Origin of the sequence: Rhizobium sp. Root1204, from assembly GCF_001424965.1 — a bacterium.
Classification (GTDB): Bacteria; Pseudomonadota; Alphaproteobacteria; order Rhizobiales; family Rhizobiaceae; genus Pararhizobium.
Window position 1 is genome coordinate 338,111 of sequence record NZ_LMCZ01000006.1, and the last position, 21,959, is coordinate 360,069.

The window sequence follows — 21,959 nt, forward strand, 5'->3', positions numbered from 1 at the left end:
CCGATGACGCCTGCGCACGACAATTCAGAGAAGGGCGACTATCCTTGGTGGCTGGTCGCCCTTGCCGTGATCGCCGTGGCGCTGGCCGTGGTGATCATCTCCAGTGGCGTTTACCGCCAGGTCTTCACCATCGTATCAGCCGGGATCGGCATCACCATTTTCGTCACTCTGGTCGGCTTCTTCTTTGCGACGGTGCTGGGGCTCGGCATCGCGCTGATGGCGCTGTCAGACCGGGCAGCGCTGCGCCAGATCGCCCGGTTCTATACCGAGGTGATCCGCGGCATCCCGATCCTTGTTCTTCTCTTCTACATTGCCTTTGCCGGCGCACCGGCGCTGGTGGTGGCGATCAACTTCGTCCTGTCGCCGCTGATTTCGGCAGAGGTTATGCAGCCGATGGTGGTGCGCGACCTGTCCTTGATGTGGCGGGCGATCATTGCGCTCTCGATCGGCTATTCCGCCTTCATCGCCGAGGTTTTTCGCGCCGGTATCCTGTCGGTCGACAAGGGCCAGATCGAGGCCGCCAAGGCGCTTGGCCTGTCGCGCTATCAACGCTTCCGGCTCGTCGTGTTCCCGCAAGCAATCCGCGTCATCCTGCCGCCGCTCGGCAACGACTTCGTGGCGATGGTGAAGGACTCATCCCTCGTGTCGGTGCTCGGCGTCGCCGATATCACCCAGGCGGGCAAGATCTATGCGTCGGGTTCGTTCCGATTCTTCGAGACCTATTCGATCGTCGCCTATATCTACCTGATCCTGACGGTCGGGCTATCGCTGGCGCTGCGGCGGCTGGAGCAGAAGATGCGGCAGGGGCAGAGGGGGTAAGCAATCGCTGTTTCCCCTTCTCCCCGAGGGGAGAAGGGGGAGAGCGCGACACCCATCTCGCCAATTGCCGAGCCTTCACAAAACTGCTATATCCGCCTCCATGGAATCCAAATTCGGATGTTACGAGCAGAAAATTGTCGTGCTGCAGGACCACAAGCGTCTGCCGGCACGGTTTTTTGCGTGCGTTTGCGGCGCCCTTAGCAGCCGACTTATTTGACCGCTGGGGCTTGACCCCGGCCGGGTGGCCGGCGCCTTTTGCCGGAACTTTCCTTCTTCACAATGCCCGAACTTCTTCACAATGGATGCACAGCCATGAGCGCACCGCGTACCCTCTACGACAAGATCTGGGACGACCATCTGGTCGATCAACAGGATGACGGAACCTGTCTTCTCTATATCGATCGCCATCTCGTTCACGAAGTGACGAGCCCGCAGGCGTTCGAAGGCCTTCGCATGACGAACCGTCAGGTGCGGGCTCCGCAGAAGACCTTGGCCGTCGTCGACCACAACGTGCCGACCTCGCCGGATCGCCATCTCGGCATCAAGAACGAGGAAAGCCGCATTCAGGTCGAGGCGCTGGCTCAGAACGCCGCCGATTTCGGCGTCGAATATTATTCGGCCAGTGATATCCGCCAGGGCATCGTGCATATCGTCGGCCCCGAACAGGGCTTTACCCTGCCTGGCATGACCATCGTCTGCGGCGATAGCCACACCTCGACGCATGGCGCGTTCGGCGCGTTGGCGCACGGCATAGGCACGTCCGAGGTCGAGCATGTGCTCGCCACCCAGACGCTGATCCAGAAGAAGGCCAAGAACATGCTGGTGCGTGTCGATGGCAAGCTGCCGGAACACGTTACCGCCAAGGACATCATCCTCGCCATCATCGGTGAAATCGGCACCGCCGGCGGCACCGGCAGCGTCATCGAATTCGCCGGCGAAGCCATCCGCGACCTGTCGATGGAAGGCCGCATGACCGTCTGCAACATGACGATCGAAGGCGGCGCTCGCGCCGGCCTGATCGCGCCGGACGAAAAGACCTTCGAATATATCAAGGGCAAGCCGCGTGCGCCAAAGGGCGAAGACCTCGAAAAGGCGATTGCCTACTGGAAGACGCTGCAGACGGACGAAGGTGCGCATTACGACCGCGTTGTCGTGCTGAATGCCGCCGACCTGCCGCCAATCGTTTCCTGGGGCTCGTCGCCGGAAGACGTCATCTCGGTTCAGGGCATCGTGCCGAACCCGGACGACATCACCGACGAAAACAAGCGTACCTCCAAGTGGCGTGCGCTTGATTACATGGGCCTGAAGCCGGGCACGAAGATCACCGATATCAATATCGACCGCGTCTTCATCGGCTCCTGCACCAACGGCCGTATCGAGGACCTGCGTGAAGTCGCCAAGGTTGTCGAAGGCCGCACCGTGGCCTCGACTGTTTCAGCGATGATCGTGCCGGGCTCCGGCCTCGTCAAGGAACAGGCGGAAGCCGAAGGCCTCGACAAGATCTTCAAGGCAGCCGGTTTCGACTGGCGCGAACCGGGTTGCTCGATGTGTCTTGCGATGAACGATGACCGCCTGAAGCCGGGCGAACGTTGCGCCTCGACCTCGAACCGCAACTTCGAAGGCCGCCAGGGCTTCAAGGGCCGCACCCATCTGGTGTCGCCGGCGATGGCCGCTGCTGCCGCGGTTTCCGGACACTTCGTCGACATTCGCGACTGGAAGTAAGTTTGGGTTTATCTCCCGGCGTTCTTACGCCGGGGGCCAGAACCAACGAAGGCGGAAGCGGTGCTTCCGCCTTTTTGTTTGGGGGTGTATGCTGGGAGAGTGGCCTCACGGTTTGGGAGTCTCCTCATGACTGGCGCGGACAAGGTCTTTGCCGGGGGCATGCCGGCGATCTACGAAAAGCTTTTTGTGCCGATGATCTTCGAACCTTATGCGCAGGAGATGGCGGGGCGTGTTGCCATGTCTCAACCGCGCGACGTGCTCGAAATCGCCGCTGGAACTGGTGTTTTGACACGCGCCATGGCGGCCCGGCTCGGGCGTGACGTGCTGATCGTCGCCACGGATCTCAACCAGCCGATGCTTGATCTGGCAATCGCCGGTCAGGGTGCGGATGACCGCGTGACCTGGAAGCAGGCTGATGGTCTGGCGTTGCCGTTCGGCAATCAGGGTTTTGATGCCGTGGTGTGCCAATTCGGCGTGATGTTCTTTCCAGACAGGATCGCAGGCTACCGCGAAGCCCGGCGCGTTTTGAGGCCTGCCGGGCGCTATCTCTTCAGTGTCTGGGATGTCATCCAGAGCAATGCATTCGTCCTGAATGTCACGCAAACCCTGCGCGATCTGTTTCCGGACGATCCGCCGCGTTTCATGGAGCGGACACCGCATGGATATCACGACATTCCCGCGATCACTGCGGATGTGCGGGCGGCCGGGTTCTCGTCGGTACAGATCGAGACGGTTGACTGTGTCAGCCATGCCCGGTCGGCGCTCGATGCGGCGACGGCCTATTGTCAGGGCAACCCGCTGGCTGTCGAGATCGAGGCGCGTGCGCCCGGAAAGCTGCAGGATGTGACCGAAACCGTTGCCGCAGGGCTGAGGCGGCAGTTTGGCGACGGAGCTATCGAAGGCCCTATCCGCGCGCATATCGTCACGGCAATGCCTTAATCAGCTGACGGACTTCGGGCACCATCCGGTTCGGCACACCGCGAACGGTGCCAGGCGTTGCCGCAACAAGGAAAGTTCCAAATGACGTGCCGCCTGCTTCTTTTCCGCCATGCGAAGTCTGCCCGTCCCGAAGGCGTGGACGACTACGACCGGCCGCTGGCGGAGCGTGGCCGCAAGGACGCTGCGTTCATGGGCGGCCTGATGGCGCGAGAAGGCCTGGTTCCAGATCTCGCGCTTGTTTCTCCCGCCCTGCGCACGCGTGAAACCTGGGGTTTGGCGCGGCGGGCCTTTGCTGCTGGTATCCCTGAGCGCTTCGACACCTCCCTTTACGACAGCACGCCGGAGCGTCTGGTGAACGCGCTCCGCGCGGCGGGAACCGAAGCGAAAGTGATCGTTCTCGTCGGCCACAATCCGGAGATCGAGGAAACGGCGGCGCTGCTCTGTGGCGATGGAGAGGTAGATGCCATGGCGCGGCTCGGCGCTAAATTTCCGACAGCAGCGCTTGCCGTCATTGATTTCCCGGTGGCGAGCTGGGCGGATATTACGCCGGAAAACGGTTACCTCGAGCGGTTCGTCACGCCCCAGCCGGCGTGACGTTTTCTGCCAAGCCCTTATCGCGTCACTCGCACCACAGTCCCGCGCCGCATGAACCGCAGCAGCCGTTTCATCGCTGGCAGGCTCACCGCGACGCAACCTTCTGTCGGCGTGTAACCCGGCTTGGCGAGGTGGAAGAAGATGGCCGAGCCGCCATAGCGTTTGCGGCTCATCACGTTCCAGTCCATCACCAGGCAGACATCGTAGAGGTTGTCATCGCGGCGCATCTTTTCATGACTCGGCTTGAACGGCGCGTCCACGGGCCGGTTGTAGAGGGCATGGCGGGGCTCGTCGCACCACAGCAGATTTTTGGGCGTGAAGCGCAGTGGCAGGGCTGTTGGCGGTTTGGTGATGCGGTCGTGGCGGACATAGCCGCCGATAAGGGGCATGGCGGCGATCGGGGTGGCGCCGTCACCTTCGCGCTTGCGCGCGGTGATACCACTGCGGCCGATGGCGGCCTCCTCGGTGCGTCCGGCGAAAGTGACGAGGGCTCTGGTGCGATTTCCGGGTTTGGGTCTGACGGTGATGGTGCGGGCGCAATTTGCGGCCTTGCGGGGTTTTCGTCGCATTTTACTCACAGTTTTTTGCGTTGTCCGTGATCTGAAACATAACCATAGCACTACACAATATGTAACAAACGGGTGAAAGCTCCCGCTGCTTGTCAAAAGCATCGATTGGGTTAGTTTCAACCGGAAGCAAGGAGGGATACGAATGTCGGCCCGCACCATTCTTCTCGTCGATGACGACAACGACCTGCGTGAAACACTGGTGGAGCAACTTGCCCTCTATGAGGAATTCACCATCCTGCAGGAATCGACGGCTGCCAAGGGCATCAACACCGCCCGCAACAATCAGATCGCCCTTCTGGTGATGGATGTCGGCTTGCCGGACATGGACGGCCGCGAGGCAGTCAAGCTCCTGCGCAAGGGCGGCTTCAAGCCGCCTATCATCATGCTGACGGGGCATGATACCGACAGCGATACGATCCTTGGCCTTGAGGCAGGCGCCAACGACTATGTCACCAAGCCGTTCCGCTTCGCTGTGCTTCTCGCCCGCATCCGGGCACAGTTGCGCCAGCACGAACAGAGCGAGGACGCGACGTTCACCGTCGGTCCCTATACGTTCAAGCCGGGCCAGAAGCTTTTGACGCTGGAGAACGGCCAGAAGATCCGGCTCACCGAAAAGGAAGCGGCGATCATCCGCTATCTCTATCGCGCCGACCAGAAGGTCGTCACCCGCGACGTGCTTCTGGAAGAAGTCTGGGGCTACAATTCCGGCGTTACCACCCATACGCTGGAGACCCATGTCTACCGGCTGCGCCAGAAAATCGAGCGCGACCCTTCCAATGCGGAGATTTTGGTGACAGAGAATGGCGGCTACAAGATAGTTCCCTAACGACATGGGGCGTGGTCCCATCTGGTGTCATGCCCGCTCAGAGGTATCCCTTTGTCGCTGAACGACGATATCACCCTTCTGTCCCTCGTGCCGCTGTTTGCGGATATCGATGACGACAAGTTGCGGCTGATCGCATTCGGTGCCGAGCGGCGCCGGTTGAACAGGGGCCAGCAGCTGTTTCGCGAGGGCGCGCCGGCCGATTGCGCCTTTGCCATTGCCAGTGGTTCCGTCACGCTGACACGCAATCTGGTCGATGGCAGCGTCGAGGTGGTGGATACAGTCGGGCGTGGCACGCTTCTCTCCGAGCTGGCGATGATCTCGTTCGTCGAGCGCAAGTTTACTGCAACCGCCGAGGAAGATAGCGAAGTCATCCGCATCAACCGGCCGCTGTTCCGCCGCATGCTCGAGGAATATCCGGAAGTCGCCGTTGTTGTCGAAGGCCGGATCAAGGCTAACCTGCAGGCGATGATCGACGCCATGCAGAGGCTGGCGCCGAAATTCGGGTAGAGCTCGGCGGTGATCACTCGTCGCGAAAGATATCCCGCATGATCTACCTTCTCCGCCATGGGGAAACCGTCTGGAATACGCTTGGGCGTTTCCAGGGGCAGAAGGATTCGCCGCTGACGCCGCGCGGCATTCTTCAGGCGGATCGGGTAGCTGCGCGGCTGGCGCAGGAAATCGGCGCGAATGGCATTACATTTGAGTTTTACGTCAGCCCGCTTGGCCGCGCGCAGGAGACGGCCGCGCGCATCATGCTGACGGTTTCGTTTCCTGCCCGGGAGGACGCCCGCCTGATGGAGGTGACCACCGGTTGCTGGGACGGCATGACGCTATACGAGATCGACGTCGAATATCCGGGCGTGCTTGAGGGAGCGGATGCGTTCGACTGGTACTTCCGTTCTCCGGATGGCGAGACATTCGACAGTGCCTGTGCACGCGTCGACAGCTGGCTCTCTGGAATATCCACGCCGGTGATCGCCGTTTCACACGGGCTCACCGGGCGATTGATCAGGGGCGTCTACCTCGGGCTGTCCCGCCGTGAAATGCTGGAACTGCCGGTGCCGCAGGATGGATTTTACTGCCTGGAGCATGGGCAGGTGACGTTGATCGAATAGCAAGACCGGAAAAAGACCGGCGCTTGTGCCAGGACCAGATCGCCGTTTCTTTTTGAAGACAGTGTGTTTCCAAGACAGGAGGTCTGCGGTTGATCTACGCTCTTTCCTGTGATGCGCTTCTTCCCCATCTATGCTGCAACACATCGCCATCATCGGGATAGAAAACAATGAAAAAAATCGGCTTTCTTTCGTTCGGACATTGGAGCCCCTCGCCGCAATCGGGAACCCGCTCGGCTGGGGATGCGCTTTTGCAATCGATCGACCTGGCGGTTGCCGCCGAAGAACTCGGTGCCGACGGCGCCTATTTCCGCGTCCATCATTTTGCCCGTCAGCTCGCCTCGCCCTTTCCGCTTCTTGCCGCTATTGGCGCAAGGACGAAGAAGATCGAGATTGGTACTGCCGTCATCGACATGCGCTACGAAAATCCGCTCTATATGGCCGAGGATGCCGGAAGCGCCGACCTGATCTCGAACGGACGCCTGCAGCTCGGCATCAGCCGCGGCTCGCCGGAACAGGTGATCGACGGCTGGCGTTATTTCGGCCTTGAACCGGAAGAAGGCGCAACAGATGCGGACATGGCCCGCAAGCACACGGAAGTGTTTCTCGAAGTGCTGAAGGGTCAGGGCTTCGCCCAGCCGAACCCGCGTCCGATGTTTCCCAATCCGCCCGGCCTGCTGCGGCTCGAGCCGCATTCGGAGGGCTTGCGCGAGCGTATCTGGTGGGGCGCCAGCTCCAACGCCACCGCCATCTGGGCGGCCAAGCTCGGCATGAACCTGCAGAGTTCGACGCTGAAGAACGACGAAACCGGCGAGCCTTTCCATGTCCAGCAGGCGGCGCAGATCCGGCTCTACCGCGAGGCCTGGAAGGACGCTGGCCATACGCGCACGCCGCGCGTGTCGGTCAGCCGCAGCATCTTTGCGCTGGTCGATGATCGCGACCGGGCCTATTTCGGTGGCGGCAGCAAGGAAAGCGATTCAATTGGCTATATCGACGACCAGACGCGGGCGATCTTTGGCCGATCCTATGCGGCTGAACCTGATGCCCTCATTCGGCAGCTGGCTGAAGACGAGGCGATCGCCGAGGCCGATACCCTGCTTCTGACCGTTCCGAACCAGCTGGGCGTCGACTACAACGCCCATGTCATCGAATCGGTTCTGAAGCATGTGGCGCCGGCACTCGGCTGGCGATGAACCGCTTTAAAGGTCGAAATGGGCGATGACGGGGACGTGGTCCGAGGGACGGTCCCAGCCACGGGCTTCTTTCAGGATATCGACGCGGGTGAGGTGCGGCGAGAGGTCGGCGGATGACCAGACATGGTCGAGACGCCGGCCCTTGTTGGCACCTTCCCAATCCTTGGCGCGGTAGCTCCACCAGGTGTAGAGCTTTTCGGGTGAGGGCGTGTGCTGGCGCATCAGGTCGACCCAGGCGCCACCGTTCAGCACCGCCGTCAGGCCTTCGGTCTCGACCGGCGTGTGGCTGACGATCTTCAGGAGCTGCTTGTGTGACCAGACATCGTGTTCCAGCGGGGCAATATTGAGATCGCCGACCAGCACCGAGGAAATACCGGCCTCGCTTTCGGCGTGCAGCATTTTCATCTCGTCGATGAAGTCGAGCTTGTGGCCGAATTTCGGGTTGATCGCCCGGTCCGGCTCGTCGCCGCCGGCGGGCACGTAGAAATTGTGCAGGCGGATCTTCTTGCCGGATTTTTCAAACACCACCGAGAGATGGCGGGCATCGCCGACGCCGCAATAATCGCGCCGGTCGCTCAGCTCATGCAGCGGCAGGCGGGAGATGGTGGCGACGCCGTGGTAACCCTTCTGGCCATGGATGGCGATATGCTCGTAGCCGAGTTCCTTCAGCGGTGAAAAGGGGAAGAGGTCATTGGCGACCTTGGTTTCCTGCAGGCAGAGGATATCCGGCGCCCAGGTCTTCAAAAGGTGCTCGACCAGCGGCATGCGCAGGCGCACCGAGTTGATGTTCCAGGTCGCGATCGACAATGCCATGCGAGGGGTTCTTTCATGAAGACTGGTTGAGACGGGCGCAGCCCGCGCATTCCGTCATAGGGATTTTTCACCGGCTTGGCCATTGGATTTACGCTGTTATTGCGTAGTCCTGCGCATCCCCGGCGAGCCACTCATCAGGAACGTCAAAATCGAAAATAAAAAATACCAGGCCCCTTGAACGGCCCGATGCGCAACTCCACTTGGGGCCAGACCCGTGGTCCGGGCCCCTCTGGTAGAGCCGCCGGCGTTCTACGATGTCGGACCTTCTTCGACATTATATGCCGGCGAAGGAGAAGGCTTTGGACCTTTCGTTTATGCTCGTCCACTGGATGGGATCCCCACTCTGGATGTGGGCTGCGTTCATCACGCTGGTCGCGACCATTCTGACATTTGACCTCGGTGTCCTGCACAAGGAAAACCGGGAAATCGGCGTCAAGGAAAGCCTCAAGCTTTCGGCGCTCTACATCTCCCTCGGTTTGGCCTTCGGTGGCTGGGTGTGGTGGTATCTCGGCGCTGAAGCCGGGATGAACTATGTCACCGGCTTCGTCGTCGAAAAGACGCTGGCCCTGGACAACGTCTTCGTTATCGCGCTGATCTTCTCCTTCTTTGCCGTTCCGCGCATCTATCAGCATCGCGTGCTGTTCTGGGGTATTCTCGGCGTCATCGTCCTTCGCGCCATCATGATCGGCCTTGGCGCTACGCTCGTCACCGAGTTCTCCTGGGTGCTCTATTTCTTCGCGGCCTTCCTGGTCTTCACCGGCTTGAAAATGCTGTTTGTCGGGGAATCCGATCCGGATATCGCCAACAACCCGCTGGTGTCGTTCATGCGACGCAAGTTCAACGTCACGGAGACGCATCACGGCGAACGGTTCTTCGTCAAGCTGCCGCACCCGCAGACCGGCAAGACGGTTTTGTTCATCACGCCTTTGTTCATGGCGCTGGTGCTGATCGAAATTGCCGACGTGATCTTCGCCGTTGACTCGGTTCCGGCGATCTTCGCGATCACCACCGACCCGTTCATCGTCTACACCTCGAACATCTTTGCTATCCTGGGTCTGCGCGCTCTCTACTTTGCTCTCGACGCGATGATCCATCGCTTCAAATATCTGAAGCCGGCGCTTGCCATCGTCCTGGTGTTCATCGGTTCCAAGATCTTCGTCGCCGATCTTCTCGGCCTGGAAAAATTCCCGGCTGCCCTGTCCCTGTCGATGACTTTCCTGATCATCGCAAGCGGCGTGGTCTGGAGCCTGATGAAGACCCGCAAAAGCGAGACGGCTGCCCATTAAGGGCAGCCCACACACTCTCCCCCTAACTCAATACGGACTTAAAAATGCTTCTCGAATTCATGTCATCAGTTATCGCTTCGATGATCGTCGAACCCGCTGCAGCTGACCTGCGCGAAGCGCTTGCCGGTGCGCAGGCAGCGCCTGCCATCGTCGAACAGGCAGAGACCTGCCTACGTGAGGGCGCACCGCGTCTCCTTACTCAGGCGGGTGAACGGCCTGCCTGGGCCTTGACGTCTGCGATGGGTGTCACCATTGGCTGGTATCAGCCGGATGATTTTCTTCAGGGTATCCATCCGGCCTGCGATGCTACCTTGGCCCAACTCCAGAAAGACGAAACCTGACACCTTCCATCGCGAGTAGATATAGAAAGACGAATGTAGGGATGAGCACAATTATGAAAAATGAGAGCGGGGCAGAAACCAGCGAGCCATTCGATTCCTCGCCACTCAATGAAATCCGCGCCAGACGCAATCGTCTCGCCGGTTACTGGGCGGGTCAGAAACTCAATCTTTCGGGCGATGATTTATCCGCCTATGTGGAAGATGTGCACAGGAGCGATTTCGAGATTGCCGGCGATGCCGACATCATCGCCAAACTGATCCACGATCTCGAAGCCAAAGGTATTACTGTCAGCGAGGAAGAGATGCGCAAGCTGCTCAAATCCTTCCACCGTCAGTCATTGCTCGACAGTCATTCGACGGATTGATGACTTGGACGGTCAGCTTGAGGAAGAAAAAATCAAGGGGTCGGAGTTCATGCTGGAACTCCTCGACCGCGCGAGACAGGATAATGGGCTGCAGTTGAAATGCATGCTGGGACGTGAAGGCCGGATTGGTGTCGCTTTCACGCTTCTCATTCTCGCCCTGCCGACGATCATTCCATTGCCCGGGCCGTTCGGATTCTTCCTCGGATCCTGCCTTGCCTTTGTTGCTATCCAGATGATGGCGGGAGCTGACCGGCTATGGTTGCCCGATTTCATCGGGCGCCGCGTTCTGCCGTTGAAAGCCGTCGAGGCAACGGTTTCAACGACACGGCCATGGGTCCTGCGCTTCGAGGCGTGGCTCACGCCGGGGCGGCTTGGGGCGCTGACCGGGCGCAAGGCCCGGATCGTGCTGGCGCTCCCTGTCTTGTTGCTTGCCGTCCTGATTGCTCTGCCGATCCCGTTCGGTAACACGCTTCCATCGCTGGCGATCGTCCTGATCGCGATCTCGCTGGCGGAAAGGGATGGTTTGATGGTGATCGTGGCCATGGCGGCATGCGTTGCCGCCTGCATTGTGTCCTATTATCTCGCCATCGCTGCCGGATCGGCTCTTACATCCCTGATGTGAGGGGTAATGCTGCCCCCGTTTTTCTAAGCTTGGCCACGTGATCCATTGCCGTGTAGCGTGCCGGGCGGCAGCGGTTTGCGATTCTGCCGCTGATGGGAGAGCAACATGATCCGGCACCTCGGGCCTGAGGACATCGACATATTCCGCCGGATCCGGCTCGAAGCCCTGCGCCGCGAGCCCGCAGCCTTCGCCAGCAGCGCCGCGGACTGGGAAGCCTTGCCGGATGCCGAATGGGCAAGGCGGCTGACCGTCAATGCTGTTTTCGTCGATTTTCACGAAGGCGAGCCGGTCGCCATCATGGGCCTGATGCGGCAAGGCGCCAGCAAGCTGGCGCATCGTGCCACGGTGATCATGGTCTATGTGCGCAAGGACAGGCGTGGCGCCGGTCATGCGAAGGCTCTTCTCGATGCGATTGCCGATTACGCGCGCGGCACCGGTGTGCGGCTGCTGGAACTGGCGCTGAGCGCGGAAAATCCTCAGGCCCTGAGATTTTATCAGCGCGAGGGGTTCAGGGAAATCGGCCGCGTCGAAGCGGGTATTCTTCATGAAGGCAGGGAGATCGACGATATCCTCATGGTTCGCCGCATCGACGGCGGCGCCCATCAAGGATGATCGGTAGCCTCAATCGGGCTTACTTGCCGCGATTGTTGATGTCGTCATACGGAATCTGGAAAACTTTGTCGTCCATCGGCACGCCGTTCTTGACGTTGAAGATCATTACCGACGTATCCTTCTTCTGCGCATCGGTGATCGTCCACTGGCGAAGGTCATAGGTCTTCGGGTCGAACATCAGGGTAATCGTCGCATCGCCAAACACGGTGCGGTCGCCCAGCACGATGGTGATCAGGTCGGGCTCTTCCTTGACGTCGCGGACCATCTTGCCGGTCAGGTCGATCTCGTCGGACAGCAGCAACTTCAGCGGCGTCTTCGACAGCGGATAAATATCCCAGGTCTTCATTTTCTGGTTGCCGATGACGACGGACTTGCCGTCGGCGATCACCCGCATCGGCGAGGGGGCTTCGTAGTTGAAGCGGATCTTGCCCGGACGGCTGATGAAGAACTTGCCGCCGGTCTGTTCTCCGCGCGGGCCGAACTGCACGAACTCGCCGCTCATGGTCTTGACCGAGGCGAAATGGTCGGCGATTTTCTGGGCGACCGCTGCTGGAGCTGCTTGCGCTCGCGCGGGCTCGATTGGCAGGCCAATAAAGCTTAGAGCGGCGAAAACAGCAAGGCCGCCGACGAAGGCGCGGCGCGACAGGGACGGACGTTTCGTATCCTGTTCAAAATGGCCGGTTTGCGTGTCTGTCATCGTCGTCTCCTTCATTTCCAGTCTCATGTGGAGCGCAAGTGCGGCGCCTTCAAGGCCTGTCCTGCGCGCGTCTTCAATTCGCCGTGAGGGTCTTCCCGGTGATTTTTGTCCGGGATCGACGCTCTTTTGCGAACGGCTTTCTCGGAGGGTTACCGGCCGGTTATGTCGCTTTCGGTCGGCACCAGGATCTCGCGTTTGCCGGCGTGATTGGCAGCACCGATGATGCCTTCCTGTTCCATGCGCTCGATCAGCGAGGCGGCGCGGTTGTAGCCGATGCCGAGGCGGCGCTGGACATAGGATGTCGATGCCTTGCCGTCGCGCAGCACGATAGCGACGGCCTGATCATAGGGATCGTCCGAATCGGCAAGGTTGGAGGTGCCCGCCGGGCCGCTGCCGCCTTCATCATCCTCTCCGTCATCTTCGGTGATGGCGTCGAGATATTGCGGAGAGCCTTGGGTCTTCAGGTATTTGACGACATCCTCGACCTCGGTGTCGGAGACGAACGGGCCGTGCACACGCTGGATGCGGCCGCCACCGGCCATGTAGAGCATGTCGCCCATGCCAAGCAGCTGTTCGGCGCCCTGTTCGCCAAGGATGGTGCGGCTGTCGATCTTCGACGTCACCTGGAAGGAGATACGGGTTGGGAAGTTGGCCTTGATCGTGCCGGTGATGACGTCGACGGACGGGCGCTGGGTTGCCATGATCACGTGTATACCGGCGGCACGGGCCATCTGGGCGAGCCGCTGGACGGCACCCTCGATATCCTTACCGGCGACCATCATCAGGTCGGCCATTTCGTCGATGATGACGACGATATAGGGCATCGGTGCCAAGTCGAATTCTTCCGTTTCGTAGACGGCCTCGCCGGTCTGGCGGTCAAAGCCGGTCTGGACGGTGCGGCTGATCTGCTCGCCCTTGGCCATCGCCTGCTCGACGCGTGAGTTGAAGCCGTCGATGTTGCGCACACCGATCTTCGACATCTTCTTGTAGCGTTCTTCCATCTCGCGCACGGTCCATTTCAAAGCGACGACTGCTTTTTTCGGATCGGTGACGACAGGCGAGAGCAGATGCGGGATGCCGTCATAGACGGAGAGTTCGAGCATCTTCGGGTCGATCATGATCAGACGGCACTGCTCCGGCTTCAGCCGGTAGAGGATCGACAGGATCATGGTGTTGATGGCGACAGATTTACCCGAGCCGGTGGTGCCGGCAACGAGAAGATGCGGCATCTTGGCAATATCGACGATGACGGGTTCGCCACCGATCGTCTTGCCGAGCGCCATGGCAAGGCGGGTCTTGCTGGTCTCGAAATCTCTCGAGCCGATCAGTTCACGCAGATAGACGGTCTCGCGACGCTGGTTCGGCAGTTCGATACCGATGGCGTTGCGGCCAGGAACAACGGCGACGCGGGCGGCGATCGCCGACATCGAGCGGGCGATATCGTCGGCAAGGCCGATGACGCGCGAGGACTTGATGCCCGGCGCAGGTTCCAGTTCGTACATGGTGACGACCGGGCCGGGACGGACATGGATGATCTCGCCCTTGACGCCAAAGTCCTCCAGCACGCCTTCCAACATGCGGGCATTCTGTTCGAGTGCATCGGCCGACAGGGTTGCGTCGCGGGCGACGTTCTTTGGCTCGGCAAGGAAATGCAGCGGCGGCAGAGTGAAATCGCCGTCATCGGACACCAGAGACGCCTGCGCCTCGCGATCGCCCCGCTGGCCGGTCTTCGGGCGGGGTGCGGCGGGGACCACACGGGCGGCGGTCTGCGGCATGGCCTGCTTGCGCGGTGCGGGCACCGGCGCCCAGTCGGCAGCCGGATCGTTGTCGTCGTCCTCGTCACCATCAGGCATGAAGTCGGCGGAGGCACGGCGGTTGTCGAACGCGGGGAAATCGTCGTCGTCTTCGTCCATAGACATTGGCGGCGCTGCAACCGTGCGCCGTTCGCTGCGGTCCAGCGACGGCTCGACCCGCTCCGAGCGGGAAACAGCCTTCGGGCGGGACGGTTCGTTCAACGTACCGAATTCGTCGCCGTTGAAATCATAGGGTTCGTCATAATCACGCGCGGACGGCTTGCGGCGGCCGCTCAAGCCAAACAGGCGGCGGATACGGGCTTGCGCGGTAAAGCGCATATGGGTGAGGGCGCCTGCCATCACCATGATGATGCCTTCGGATTCGTCGTCCTCGGATTCGTCGCTGACGGTGCGGGCCTTGCTGGGTGCCGGTGCCGGCTCGTCGATCTCGTCCTCAGGGTCGGATACGCCGATGAGGCCGGCGCTGTAGATCAGGAAGTAGGCGGCGGGAAGCGTGAACAGGACGGCAAGCACGGTGCCGAACGTGCCGGTCGGATAGGTACCGGTAAACAAAGCAGGAAAACGCAGGATCATGTCGCCAAAGACGCCGCCAAGGCCGTTGGGTAAGGGCCAGGTGACGGGGGCGGGAACGCAGCTGAGTGCAGCCGAGGCCAGCACCGAACCGAGGAACCAGGCGCCGGCGCGCTTGACGATATGATCGAAGGGTTTGCCGATGATCAGCACCAGGCCCCAGGCGACGACGGGCAGAAGTGCGACAACGCTGGCAATGCCGAAGAACTGCATGAAGATGTCGGCGAAGGCGGCACCTGTATAGCCGAGCAGGTTGGTCGGAGCATCGGCTGTGGCGTAGGAGAAGCTGGGATCGGCGACGTTCCAGCTCGACAATGCCGCGATCGCGAACCCGAGAGCGACGAACACCGCAAACCCCGCCAGGGCGGCGACCTGTTTCCAGACGAATGTGGAAAGCACAAACCGGTTGGAACGGTTGTCGTATACCGCCTGATTGCTTCTGCTCATGATGACCTGCTGCCTGTTATTCCCGAAAAACGCCATGGGCGCATGCTTCGAAGGTAAGCAGAGGAGAGTTAAAGCCCTATTAACCTTGACGCTTCCTTTACGTGAAACGCTTCTGCAACCGCAGTTTTCCCTATTGAAAGCGTTTTTTGGCAGTCATTGGCAGGTGTGAGGGCAAAAAAAGACCCGGACGGGTGTCCGGGTCAAATGCGGTTTCGCACAAGACGAAACCGCGACGGGAAGAGATGCGAGCCGGTTTTCCCGGCCCGCAAGTTCATCAGGAGTGGTAGGCGGCTTCGCCGTGCGAGGAGAGGTCAAGACCTTCGCGTTCGGCTTCGACCGGAACACGCAGGCCAACGATGACATCGACGATCTTGTAGAGGATTGCCGAGCCGATGCCGCACCAGACGAGCGTAACGAGAACGGCATAAACCTGGGTCATGAACTGGCCGCCCATGGTGACGCCATCGGCATATCCGATGCCGCCGAGGGACGACGAGGCGAAGATACCGGTGGCCAAGGCGCCGAACAGGCCGCCAACGCCATGGACGCCGAAAACGTCTGCCGTGTCGTCATAACCGAACTTGTTCTTCACCACGGAGACGAAGAAGTAGCACAGCGGCGACACGATCAGGCCCATGACGATCGCGCCCATCGGGCCGACGATGCCGGCAGCAGGCGTGATGGCGACGAGACCGGCGATCATGCCGGACGCGGCGCCAAGCATAGAGGCCTTGCCACGGGTGAAGGTTTCAACCAGCGACCACGAAATGATGGCTGCAGCCGTGGCGATGAAGGTGTTGACGGTGGCAAGCATCGCGCCGCCGGATGCTTCAAGGTTGGAGCCAGCGTTGAAGCCGAACCAGCCGACCCACAGCATGGCCGCGCCGACGAGCGTCAGCGTCATGGAATGGGGAGCCATCATGTCCTTGCCGAAGCCGGTCCGCTTGCCGACCATGATCGCGCCGATCAGACCGGCAACGCCAGCGTTGATGTGAACGACCGTGCCGCCAGCGAAGTCGAGAGCGCCCCAGCCGAAGATCAGGCCGTTTGCGTCCCAGACCATGTGGGCGATCGGGAAGTAGACGAAGGTTGCCCACAGGACGCAGAACAGGATTGCAGCCGAGAACTTGATGCGTTCGGCAAAGGCGCCGACGATCAGGGCCGGTGTGATGGCCGCGAAGGTCATCTGGAACATGATGAAGATCATTTCCGGGATGACGACGCCATCGGAGAAGGTGGCGGCGGTCGAGTCCATCGTGACGCCCGCGAGGAACATCTTGGCGGTACCGCCCCAATAGGGCGATGTCGAACCGCCGAAGGCGAAGGAATAACCGTAGATGACCCAGATGAGCATGACGGCCGAACCGGCGACGGTGCACTGCATCAGGACCGACAGCATGTTCTTGGCGCGGACGAGGCCGCCATAGAACAGGCCGAGGCCGGGGATGAGCATGAACAGGACGAGAATGGTGCAGAGGAACATGAAGGCGGTATCGCCCTTGTTCGGCACGGGGGCTGCAGCAACCGCTTCGGCTGCCGCCGGTGCGGCTTCCTGCGCATAGGCGATGGCCGGGGCGAGGAGGGCTGCGGCTGCAGCGCCCACGCGTCCAAGAGAGGTAGAAAGTTTAAATGAAGACATTGATATGGAGCTCCCTGAACGGCCGTGACTTACAGCGCTTCTGTGTCGGTTTCGCCGGTACGAATGCGCACCGCATGGTCAATCGAGTAGACGAAGATCTTGCCGTCGCCGATCTGGCCGGTCTTGGCTGACGTGGCGATCGCTTCGACGGCCTTGTCGACAATCTCCGAGGCAACAGCGATTTCGATCTTCAGTTTCGGCAGGAAGCTCACGGCGTATTCGGTGCCGCGATAGATTTCCGTATGTCCCTTCTGACGTCCGTAACCCTTCACTTCGGTCACGGTCAGGCCTTGGATGCCAACGGCAGTGAGGGCTTCGCGAACCTCATCGAGCTTGAACGGCTTGATAATGGCCATTACAATTTTCATCTGGTTTCCCATCCTTGTTCAACTTCGGCTCGGGGCCGTCTCTCCTTGCCGCCGAGCACAAATCCCCAACGACTGCCCCTAGCTATTCAAGGGGCGTGCCAGTTTGGGATTGAATGGGTAAGTCCATGAAAAGACATGGAAATGCGATATTTCGCCGAAAGCCATCGGCGAAATGTCAAAAAATCATCGAAATAAACGATTAAAAATTAATCAGAATCAAAAAAGAGGCGATTTTTTATTCAGATGCCTTTTTCCGGATCAGGCCTTCCTGGGCAACGGAAGCGATCAGGGTGCCGGAGCGATCAAAAAGGCTACCGCGCGTCATGCCGCGTGCACCGAAGGCGCTGGGGCTGTCCTGCGTGTAGAGCATCCAGTCGTCCATGCGGCAGGGGCGATGAAACCACATGGCATGGTCGAGGCTCGCCACCTGCAGGTCGCGGTCAAACACCGAGGTGCCATGGGCATAGAGCGCGGTGTCGAGCAGGGTCATATCGGAGATATAGGCGAGCACCGCCGCCTGAATGTGACGCTCGTCCGGAACGGCGCCGACCGCCTTGACCCAGACGTCCTGCGATGGCTCCAGCTTGTCGCGCGAGAAATAGTGCTTGAGCGAAACCGGGCGAATTTCGATCGGCCGGGGCCGCTCCCAATAGCGGCGGATCGCTTCCGGCGCATTGACCAGGAATTTTTCCTTGATGTCCTGCTCGCCCATCAGCGTTTCCGGCGGCGCCACGTCCGGCCTGGTGATCTGGTGGTCAAACCCTTCCTCGTCGAACTGGAAGGAGGCCGACATCGAAAAGATTGCCTTGCCATGCTGGATGGCGACGACGCGGCGGGTGGCAAAGCTTGCGCCATCGCGGATCCGGTCAACATCGTAGATGATCGGCACGGACGGATCGCCCGGCCGCATGAAATAGGCGTGCAGCGAATGCACGTAACGGCCCTCGCTGACGGTACGTTGAGCGGCCACCAGCGCCTGGCCGATCACCTGCCCGCCGAACACGCGCTGCCAGCCGACCTGCGGCGAGCGGCCGCGAAACAGGTTTTCCTCCAGCTTTTCCAGATCCAGCGTCTGCAAGAGGACATCCATCGGGGCGGGGGTCTCGGCGGGGCGCGACATTTCGGCGATCTCCTGGGCTCGAGCGCTCAAACGGTAGGAACGAGCGCATCAATGATCTATATAGGCCACATGCAATGCTCAAGAGCGACGGGAGAATGAGAGATGATCGATGTGCTGATTGCGGGCGGCGGTTATGTCGGGCTGTCGCTGGCCGTATCCATCAAGAAGGCCGCGCCGCATCTCGCCGTCAGCTTGATCGACGGCGCTCCGGAGACTGCCTGGAAGAAGGACGAGCGCGCCTCGGCGATCATCGCCGCCGCCTCGCAAATGCTCGACGTGCTCGGTATCTGGAGCGAGATCGAGCCGGAAGCCGAGCCGATCAAGCGTATGGTCATCACCGATTCGAAGACCGCCGATCCGGTTCGCCCGGTGTTCCTGACCTTCGAGGATGAAAAGATCGAGGGCCGGCCGTTTGCCCATATGGTGCCGAATGTCGCTCTGGTCGGCGCGCTGCGGAAGGCAGCCACGAATCTCGGCGTGGAGATTCGTCAATCGACGGCGGCTGCCGGTTTCAAGAGCGGCGATCACTCGGTTTCCATTGAGCTGGCCAATGGCGAGACAATGGAAGCGCGGCTCCTGGTCGCCTGCGATGGCGTGCGCTCGAAACTGCGCGATGCCGCAGGCATCAAGACCGTCGATTTCGACTATGGCCAGTCGGGCATCGTCACCACGGTCGAACATGAGCGGCCGCATGACGGCACGGCGGAAGAGCATTTCCTGCCGGCCGGGCCGTTTGCGACGCTGCCGCTCAAGAACAATCGCTCCTCGCTGGTCTGGACGGAACGGACGCGCGACGCCGACCGGCTGGTCGCCAGCGACGATCTGGTGTTCGAGGAAGAACTGGAGCGCCGTTTCGGCCACAAGCTCGGCACGCTGAAGGTCGTCGGCGGACGCCGCGCCTTTCCGCTGGGGCTGACGCTGGCCCGCGATTTCATCGCGCCGCGTTTCGCCCTTGCCGGTGACGCAGCTCACGGCATTCACCCGATTTCCGGCCAGGGCCTCAATCTTGGCTTCAAGGATGTGGCAGCGCTGGCAGAAACCATCGTCGATGCTGATCGCCTCGGTCTCGATATCGGCTCGCTCGCGGTGCTCGAGCGCTACCAGAGCTGGCGGCGCTTCGACACGTTCCGCATGGGCGTGACCACCGATGTCTTGAACCGGCTGTTTTCCAACGATGTCACGCCGGTCAGGGCGCTGCGCGATTTCGGGCTGGGCATCGTCGACCGGATGCCATCGGTCAAATCATTCTTCATCCGTCAGGCGTCCGGACTTGGCGGCCAGAGCGAGCCGAAGATGCTGGGCGGGCAGGCGATTTAAGCGCTGGACTTCGTTGACTGGCGAATGCCCCTCACCCTAACCCTCTCCCCGCACGCGGGGAGAGGGGATCTGCGCGGAGTTTGCCGGTCGGTCCTTCTCCCCGTCGTGACGGGGAGAAGGTGCCCGAAGGGCGGATGAGGGGCTTTCATACGATCAATCGCAGCCTCAATCCTCGATTTTGCGCGCCTCGGAAATCAGCATGATTGGAATGCCGTCGCGGATCGGGTAGGCCAGCCTTGCCTTTTCCGAGATCAGTTCATTTTCGGCCGCGTGGTAGCTGAGGCGGCCCTTGGTCAGCGGGCAGACCAGCAGTTCAAGCAGTTTGGGATCGACCCGGCTGGTCCTGTCTTCCATCATATCCGCCTATTGCAGCATGGTTTCGATATCGCCGAAATTTCGGGCGAGCACGATCTCGGTAATCGCGATCAGCGTTTCGGCGCGGGTCTTGAGGTCGGGCGCCTCAAGCAGCGCCTGCTTTTCCGCCGGGCCATAGGGCGACATCATCGCCATCGAATTGACCAGCGTCAGATTGCTGGCGCGCTCGACGCTCTCCCAGTCGGCTTCCAGCTTGTTGGCATCGAGATAGGCCTTGAAAGCGGCCAGCAAAGCCTCGCGATCGACCTGAGCCTCATCGTCCGGTCCGGTGAGGTCGGTCGCAAACGGGGCGATCTTGAAGGAGCGATAGCCTTTTTTCGCAAGCGGCACTTCATCAAACAGCCGGAACCGGCAAATGCCGGTCAGCGAGACGATATAGCGGCCGTCTTCCATTTCGGCGAACGAGGTGATGCGGCCCGCGCAACCGACCTGGCAAAGCGCCTGCACATGCGCCTGGCCCGGTTCTTCGCGCGTTTCACCGAAGAAGGGCTGGATCATGCCGATCAGGCGGTTTCCGGCCAGCGCATCGTCAAACATGGAAAGATAGCGCGGCTCGAAGATGTTGAGCGGCAATTGCGAACCCGGAAGCAGCAGCACGCCCGTCAATGGGAACACCGGAAGGGTCTCCGGCAGGTCCTGAGGCCTCAGATAACGTGCGTTACCAACTTGCATGTCTCAACTACCCCGTCGCTGTCAGGCGTTCTTGTGGCGGCCTTAATGACGCCGCGCCGCTTACTGACAAGAAATGGGGCGCCGACGTCAAATCTCAAGGGAGATTGTCATAAAGGCGCCCCTGTCAGGGTATCACGAAAACAGGATCGATGACAGTTTGCGGCGTGCTGACAGCGTTGCCGGGTCCATCGGTCCCCAGACATCGAAGAACTGCAGCAGTTCGCGCCGGGCGCCATCATCCTCGAACGTCCGGTCGCGTTTCATCACCTTCAGCAGGTGATCGGCCGCCGCCTCGCGGTCACCCTCGACATTGCGGATCTTGGCGAGCTTGATGCGGGCGCCATGATCGTCAGGATCGGCAGCAAGGATCTGCTCCAGCGCATTCGGGTCGCCGAGCTTGCGGGCTTCCTCGATCTGGGCGAGCTTTTTCACAACGGCGGCGATGCCGGCATCCTTGGCCAGCTCTTCGGAGAGATCGGCCAGAACCTCGCGTGCCTGGTCCAGTTCGCCGGCGGTGATCAGGCAATTGGCAAGCCCTGCGAGCGCGATTGCATTTTCCGGGTCCGCCTGCAGCACGGCGCCGAAAAGACCGGCAGCGTTCTCGATATCACCCTGCTCGACCAGGGCTTTTGCGTCTGCGAGCGCCGCATCGATCCCGGCCTGCTGGTCGTCGATCATCGGACCGGCAACCTTGTCGATGAAGTCGCGGATCTGGCTTTCCGGCACGGCGCCCGTGAAGCCATCGACCGGGCGGCCGCCGACAAAGGCGATCACGGCGGGGATGGACTGGATACCGAGCTGGCCGGCAATCGACGGGTGATCGTCGATGTTCATCTTGACCAGCCTGACACGGCCCTGTGCTTCGGTGACGACCTTTTCGATCACCGGCGTCAGCTGCTTGCACGGGCCGCACCAGGGCGCCCAGAAATCGACGAGGACCGGCTGCTGGCGGGAAGCTTCGAGCACGTCGCGGGTGAAGTTGGCGGTGGTGGTTTCCTTGATCAGGTCACCCGCCGGCGCGGCCGCTGCCGCCGGTGCCGGGGCGGCGCCGTAGCTGGCCGTTGCCGTCATCTGGTTGCCGTAGGATGCTGCGTAGGGATTGTCGTTGCCGCTCATCGTGTCTCCTC

The 21,959-nt window shown here is 60.9% G+C and carries 24 protein-coding genes; 14 read left to right on the top strand and 10 right to left on the bottom strand.

The window, feature by feature from the left end:
- Positions 1–3 precede the first annotated feature (3 nt).
- From ASC96_RS09135 to ASC96_RS09150, 4 genes are all read left to right on the top strand, one after another.
- Complete coding sequence (locus ASC96_RS09135) at positions 4–819, top strand: amino acid ABC transporter permease (RefSeq protein WP_060502692.1); 816 nt, start codon at positions 4–6, stop codon at positions 817–819.
- A gap of 312 nt (positions 820–1,131) precedes the next feature.
- On the top strand, positions 1,132–2,541 hold the full coding sequence (leuC, locus tag ASC96_RS09140; protein WP_060502693.1) for a 3-isopropylmalate dehydratase large subunit: 1,410 nt from the start codon (positions 1,132–1,134) through the stop codon (positions 2,539–2,541).
- Positions 2,542–2,667: 126 nt separating this feature from the next.
- On the top strand, positions 2,668–3,480 hold the full coding sequence (locus ASC96_RS09145) for a methyltransferase domain-containing protein (RefSeq protein WP_060502694.1): 813 nt from the start codon (positions 2,668–2,670) through the stop codon (positions 3,478–3,480).
- Between the two features lie 81 nt (positions 3,481–3,561).
- Positions 3,562–4,074: a histidine phosphatase family protein gene (locus ASC96_RS09150; protein WP_060502695.1), complete on the top strand. Its 513-nt coding sequence runs from the start codon at positions 3,562–3,564 to the stop codon at positions 4,072–4,074.
- Between the two features lie 17 nt (positions 4,075–4,091).
- On the opposite strand, the gene ASC96_RS09155 is transcribed toward ASC96_RS09150, so the two are convergent.
- Positions 4,092–4,643, bottom strand: a complete 552-nt coding sequence (locus ASC96_RS09155) for a L,D-transpeptidase family protein (protein WP_060502696.1) — start codon at positions 4,641–4,643, stop codon at positions 4,092–4,094.
- Positions 4,644–4,785: 142 nt separating this feature from the next.
- Here ASC96_RS09155 and ASC96_RS09160 point away from each other — a divergent pair, with 142 nt between their 5' ends.
- From ASC96_RS09160 to ASC96_RS09175, 4 genes are all read left to right on the top strand, one after another.
- A complete protein-coding gene (locus ASC96_RS09160) occupies positions 4,786–5,469 on the top strand; it encodes a response regulator transcription factor (protein WP_037097252.1) in 684 nt (227 codons plus the stop codon).
- A gap of 51 nt (positions 5,470–5,520) precedes the next feature.
- Positions 5,521–5,976, top strand: coding sequence for a cyclic nucleotide-binding domain-containing protein (locus tag ASC96_RS09165; RefSeq protein WP_060502697.1), 456 nt, complete (start codon positions 5,521–5,523; stop codon positions 5,974–5,976).
- A gap of 38 nt (positions 5,977–6,014) precedes the next feature.
- Positions 6,015–6,584, top strand: a complete 570-nt coding sequence (locus ASC96_RS09170) for a histidine phosphatase family protein (RefSeq protein ID WP_060502698.1) — start codon at positions 6,015–6,017, stop codon at positions 6,582–6,584.
- A gap of 167 nt (positions 6,585–6,751) precedes the next feature.
- Positions 6,752–7,774 carry an LLM class flavin-dependent oxidoreductase gene (locus ASC96_RS09175; RefSeq protein WP_060502699.1) on the top strand — a complete coding sequence of 341 codons (1,023 nt, stop codon included), beginning with the start codon at positions 6,752–6,754 and terminating at the stop codon, positions 7,772–7,774.
- Positions 7,775–7,780: 6 nt separating this feature from the next.
- On the opposite strand, the gene ASC96_RS09180 is transcribed toward ASC96_RS09175, so the two are convergent.
- Positions 7,781–8,587 (bottom strand): exodeoxyribonuclease III, encoded by an 807-nt coding sequence (locus ASC96_RS09180; protein ID WP_060502700.1) that lies wholly within the window; start codon positions 8,585–8,587, stop codon positions 7,781–7,783.
- Positions 8,588–8,886: 299 nt separating this feature from the next.
- On the opposite strand from ASC96_RS09180, the gene ASC96_RS09185 reads away from it, so the two are divergent.
- From ASC96_RS09185 to ASC96_RS09205, 5 genes are all read left to right on the top strand, one after another.
- On the top strand, positions 8,887–9,873 hold the full coding sequence (locus ASC96_RS09185) for a TerC family protein (protein ID WP_060502701.1): 987 nt from the start codon (positions 8,887–8,889) through the stop codon (positions 9,871–9,873).
- 44 nt (positions 9,874–9,917) lie between these two features.
- Positions 9,918–10,214, top strand: coding sequence for a hypothetical protein (locus ASC96_RS09190; RefSeq protein WP_060502702.1), 297 nt, complete (start codon positions 9,918–9,920; stop codon positions 10,212–10,214).
- A 53-nt stretch (positions 10,215–10,267) separates the two neighbouring features.
- Positions 10,268–10,579 (top strand): ATPase inhibitor subunit zeta, encoded by a 312-nt coding sequence (locus ASC96_RS09195; RefSeq protein ID WP_060502703.1) that lies wholly within the window; start codon positions 10,268–10,270, stop codon positions 10,577–10,579.
- 4 nt (positions 10,580–10,583) lie between these two features.
- Positions 10,584–11,201: an exopolysaccharide biosynthesis protein gene (locus ASC96_RS09200; protein ID WP_060502704.1), complete on the top strand. Its 618-nt coding sequence runs from the start codon at positions 10,584–10,586 to the stop codon at positions 11,199–11,201.
- 105 nt (positions 11,202–11,306) lie between these two features.
- Entirely contained in the window at positions 11,307–11,813 is a 507-nt protein-coding gene (locus ASC96_RS09205; protein WP_060502705.1) for a GNAT family N-acetyltransferase, read from the top strand.
- Positions 11,814–11,832: 19 nt separating this feature from the next.
- Here ASC96_RS09205 and ASC96_RS09210 read toward each other — a convergent pair whose 3' ends face one another.
- The 5 genes from ASC96_RS09210 to tesB form a co-directional block, all read right to left on the bottom strand.
- Positions 11,833–12,510: an outer membrane lipoprotein carrier protein LolA gene (locus tag ASC96_RS09210; RefSeq protein WP_060502865.1), complete on the bottom strand. Its 678-nt coding sequence runs from the start codon at positions 12,508–12,510 to the stop codon at positions 11,833–11,835.
- 149 nt (positions 12,511–12,659) lie between these two features.
- Positions 12,660–15,341, bottom strand: a complete 2,682-nt coding sequence (locus ASC96_RS09215) for a DNA translocase FtsK (protein WP_060502866.1) — start codon at positions 15,339–15,341, stop codon at positions 12,660–12,662.
- Between the two features lie 274 nt (positions 15,342–15,615).
- Positions 15,616–16,980 carry an ammonium transporter gene (locus ASC96_RS09220; protein ID WP_060502706.1) on the bottom strand — a complete coding sequence of 455 codons (1,365 nt, stop codon included), beginning with the start codon at positions 16,978–16,980 and terminating at the stop codon, positions 15,616–15,618.
- A gap of 29 nt (positions 16,981–17,009) precedes the next feature.
- The gene (locus ASC96_RS09225; protein ID WP_060502707.1) at positions 17,010–17,360 is read right to left on the bottom strand and encodes a P-II family nitrogen regulator; all 351 of its coding nucleotides are present in this window, start codon (positions 17,358–17,360) and stop codon (positions 17,010–17,012) included.
- 223 nt (positions 17,361–17,583) lie between these two features.
- Positions 17,584–18,468: an acyl-CoA thioesterase II gene (tesB, locus tag ASC96_RS09230; RefSeq protein WP_060502708.1), complete on the bottom strand. Its 885-nt coding sequence runs from the start codon at positions 18,466–18,468 to the stop codon at positions 17,584–17,586.
- A gap of 102 nt (positions 18,469–18,570) precedes the next feature.
- Here tesB and ASC96_RS09235 point away from each other — a divergent pair, with 102 nt between their 5' ends.
- The gene (locus tag ASC96_RS09235) at positions 18,571–19,785 is read left to right on the top strand and encodes a ubiquinone biosynthesis hydroxylase (RefSeq protein ID WP_060502709.1); all 1,215 of its coding nucleotides are present in this window, start codon (positions 18,571–18,573) and stop codon (positions 19,783–19,785) included.
- A 165-nt stretch (positions 19,786–19,950) separates the two neighbouring features.
- Here the strand turns inward: ASC96_RS09235 and ASC96_RS09240 are convergent, their stop codons facing one another.
- The 3 genes from ASC96_RS09240 to trxA all read right to left on the bottom strand — a co-directional run bounded on the left by ASC96_RS09240 (position 19,951) and on the right by trxA (position 21,948).
- Complete coding sequence (locus ASC96_RS09240) at positions 19,951–20,139, bottom strand: Trm112 family protein (protein ID WP_037097280.1); 189 nt, start codon at positions 20,137–20,139, stop codon at positions 19,951–19,953.
- A gap of 9 nt (positions 20,140–20,148) precedes the next feature.
- Positions 20,149–20,832, bottom strand: coding sequence for an LON peptidase substrate-binding domain-containing protein (locus ASC96_RS09245; protein WP_060502710.1), 684 nt, complete (start codon positions 20,830–20,832; stop codon positions 20,149–20,151).
- Between the two features lie 132 nt (positions 20,833–20,964).
- Entirely contained in the window at positions 20,965–21,948 is a 984-nt protein-coding gene (gene trxA / locus ASC96_RS09250; protein WP_060502711.1) for a thioredoxin, read from the bottom strand.
- Positions 21,949–21,959: the final 11 nt, after the last annotated feature.